We start from the raw sequence: 3,447 nt of genomic DNA on the forward strand, positions 1-3,447 counted from the left end.
CGTGCGGATCGGCATGGCAGGCGAGACACTCGCGCTCGAGGCCGATCCACGAGAGCCGCGGATCCTTGCGCCGGAGCCGGTGAAAAGCGGGCGAGACCTGGAATTCCGGCTTGTGGCACGCACGGCACTTCGCCGTCGCGTGTGCACCCTCGAGCGGCCATCCGGCGCGTTCGTGGTCGAACCGCTCTGGATCGCCCTCCTCCCAGGCGATCAGCTCGAACTCCCGTCCCGCGTGCTCCGGGTGGCAGCGGGCGCAGGTCTTGCCCTCCTCCAAGTGCGCGTGGAAGCCGCGGTCCTGTTCGATCGTCCAGGCCACACCCTCGTGGCAGGCGAGGCACCGGCTCTCCATGGAGCCGGCCTGCACGTCGTGGCACGCCACGCAGTTCCGGATTCCTTCGAGATCGGCGTGCGCGGCGGACAGTTCGCCGGGCGAGACCTGGGCGCGGCCCGGCGCCGCGGCGAGGAGCCACAGCACGCCCGCGACGGTCCCGCGGGAGCGGACCGGGCGGCGCAGCCGGTGGCGTCCACGGATCGGCATCCCGCGCCTCACCAGAACCAGGTCGTCCCGAGCGCGACGACGACGGCGACATGGACGAGCACGGTGATCAGAGCGGTGATCGCCACCGGCATGTGCGCCGTGTGCCAGTAGCGGAACAGCCGCTGGGTCGCTTCCAGCAGCTTCGCCTGCTGCTCGAGCGCCACGCGCCGTCGGGCCAGCCTCCGCACGCGCGCCAGCGCCCGGCGCTCCAGGCGCGTGCCGCTTCCCTTCTTCCGGACCTCTCGCATCAGGCGCCGCACCGCCCGCCGGCGCTCCAGGTCGTCGGCGAAGAGCCGGAACAGGGCATGCGGAAGCGACGGTGAGGCCGCCGGGCGCGAAGTGGCGAGGAGCGAGCGGATGCGCTCTTCGGAGAGGGTGGTTCGCGCGGCGATCCGGGACACGAGGCGGCGCGAGCGCGCCTCGATTTCCCCGATCGACAGCTCCAGTCCCTGGCGCGAGCGGGGAACGCGCACGTAGAGGTAGCGGCCCACCATGCCGCTCGCCGCGACCACGCAGGAAGCCCAAAAGCCGAGGCCGATCACCCCCGTGAACCGCCATGCGGCGTGAGTCGCGGCCAGGAGCGGCATCGCCAGGCCCGCCACGATGTGCAGGTGGAGCCACACGCGCATCGACCCCGCGCGGCTGAGCCACGGAATCCGCTTGCGGAGCGGGTAGACCCACAGGAACAGGAAGAGCACGAGCGCGGCGACCCCGGCCGTATGCCCGACGTATCCGTTCGGCTTGAAGATCGGATGGAGCGGACTCCGCACCCGCACGGGAAGGGGCGCCAGGTAATAGGGAAGCCCCGCGGCGTTGACGATGAACAGCGTCAGGAAGAAAACGGCGGTCCAGCGTCCCGGACGCGGGCCCGGCGCGTCGACCACGCGCAGCGAGGGGCGGAGAGACGATTGGCGGGGCGGTGCAGGATCGGGACGCCGCGCGGCGGCGCTCGATGGTCTCATTCCCGGACCCCCATCGGTTCGGCGCTCACCCGATGCGGCCTCGTCCCGAGGCGATGACGGTTCGCGCCGGTCCGCTTACAGAACCGGCGGCCCGGGAGCCCTCGCCCCCGGGTCCCGGCCGGACGGCTCCTTTCAGGGCAAGTGCCGTGCCAACAACCGCCCTGCCACCGCTCCAGGGTGAAGCGCCAGCGGCGGCCCGTTCCTTGCAGCGGACGATCCGGCGCCGCCGCACCCGGCGCGTGGAGGGATCCATGGAGCCCGTCCCGGTGCTCGTCCTCGCCTTCACGACCGCGATGGTCGGCCTTTACGCCCGCCGCCACCGCCTCGCCGAGCGACGGGCCGAGGAGGTCTTCCGCGAGTCGCTCGAGGCGGGACTGAGCGAACCCGTTTCACTGCACCCGGTGATCGATCCGTCGCTTTGCATCGGGTGCGGCTCGTGCGTCGAAGCGTGTCCGGAGGGGCCGCACGTTCTGGGGCTCGTCGGCGGCCGGGCACAGCTCGTCGATCCCTCGCACTGCATCGGCCACGGAGCGTGCCGCGAGGCCTGCCCGATGGGAGCGCTCGAGCTGGTCTTCGGCACCAAGAAACGGGGAGTGGACATCCCTCTCGTCAGGCCGAACTTCGAGACGAACGTGCCGGGGATTTTCATCGCCGGAGAGCTGGGCGGCATGGGGCTGATCCGCAACGCGATCGAGCAGGGCAAGAAGGCGATCGACGCGATCGCGTCCCTGGATGGGATCGGCCGGGGGGATCGCGCCGACGTCGTGATCGTCGGGGCCGGACCCGCCGGGTTCGCCGCGACCCTCGCCGCCCGGCAGCGCGGCCTGCGCTACGTGACCGTCGAACAGGAGACACTGGGCGGCACCGTGGCTCACTACCCGCGGGGCAAGATCGTCATGACGGCGCCCGTCCAGCTCCCGCTGTACGGCAAGCTCCGCTTTCGCGAGACGACCAAAGAGCGGCTCCTGGAACTCTGGCACGAAGCGGCCCAGCGGGCCGGCATCGAGATCCGCACCGGCGAGCGCATGGAGGAGATCGCTCGGGACGGCGACGGTTTCGTCGTCCGCACCGACAAGGGCTCGTACCGCACCCGCGCCGTCTTGCTGGCGATCGGCCGCCGCGGCACGCCGCGCAAGCTGGGCGTTCCGGGAGAGGAGCGGACGAAGGTCGTCTACCGCCTGGTCGATCCCGCGCAGTACCGGGGCCGCCGCGTGCTGGTGGTCGGAGGAGGCGACAGCGCGCTCGAAGCCGCATGCAGCCTGGCCGACGAGCCCGGCACCACCGTCACGTTGTCCTACCGGGGCACCGCGTTCGGCCGCGCCAAGCCGAAGAACCGGCGCCGGGTGGAAGAGTACCGGGACGCGGGGCGCCTGGAGGTTCTCTTCGAATCGAACGTCGTCACCATCGGCGAGCGGGACGTCGTTCTCGACCGGAAGGGGGAGTCGATCACGCTGCCGAACGATGCCGTGATCGTTTGCGCGGGAGGCGTGCTGCCCACACCCCTGTTGCGGCGGCTGGGCGTCGCCGTGGAGACCAAGTACGGAACGCCGTAGCGCCGGATCGCTCGGCCCGGCGCCCCGGCGGGGCGCCCGCCGGGGGCGCCGGACCGGCTCGCCGCCGGAGGCGCGCGCCGCGCGGCCGACAGGTGTATCCCCGATGGTGCGCGGGCGCATCGAAACCGCCCAACGCCTGGAGGTTGCGGCCCCGATCGGCTCGGCGTCCGCGAGATCGGGCCGAAGTGTCCATCTCGTTTCGGGTTGCTCGGCGTCTCGCACCATCGAGGGTGCACCTGCCAACGCCGGGGATTACGGTCTCGATCGGCTCGGCGTCCGCGAGATCGGGCCGGAATCTTCATCTCGTTTCGGGTTGCGCGGCGTTTCGCACCATCGAGGGTGCACCGGCCAGCCGGTGGGCCGCGCTCCGCGCGGCGGGCCGGAAGCGGGAACC

General features: G+C 71.8%; 3 protein-coding genes. 1 reads left to right on the forward strand and 2 read right to left on the reverse strand.

Annotation, left to right across the window (positions count from 1 at the left end):
- Positions 1-538, reverse strand: a 538-nt coding sequence (locus tag D6718_12220; protein RMG43463.1) for a hypothetical protein, incomplete at its 3' end; no start/stop codon positions are given.
- An 8-nt stretch (positions 539-546) separates the two neighbouring features.
- The gene (locus D6718_12225) at positions 547-1,422 is read right to left on the reverse strand and encodes a hypothetical protein (protein ID RMG43464.1); all 876 of its coding nucleotides are present in this window, start codon (positions 1,420-1,422) and stop codon (positions 547-549) included.
- A gap of 329 nt (positions 1,423-1,751) precedes the next feature.
- Here D6718_12225 and D6718_12230 point away from each other — a divergent pair, with 329 nt between their 5' ends.
- Entirely contained in the window at positions 1,752-3,053 is a 1,302-nt protein-coding gene (locus D6718_12230) for a 4Fe-4S dicluster domain-containing protein (GenBank protein ID RMG43465.1), read from the forward strand.
- Positions 3,054-3,447: the final 394 nt, after the last annotated feature.

It is taken from the genome of Acidobacteriota bacterium, from assembly GCA_003696075.1.
GTDB lineage: Bacteria > Acidobacteriota > Polarisedimenticolia > J045 > J045 > J045.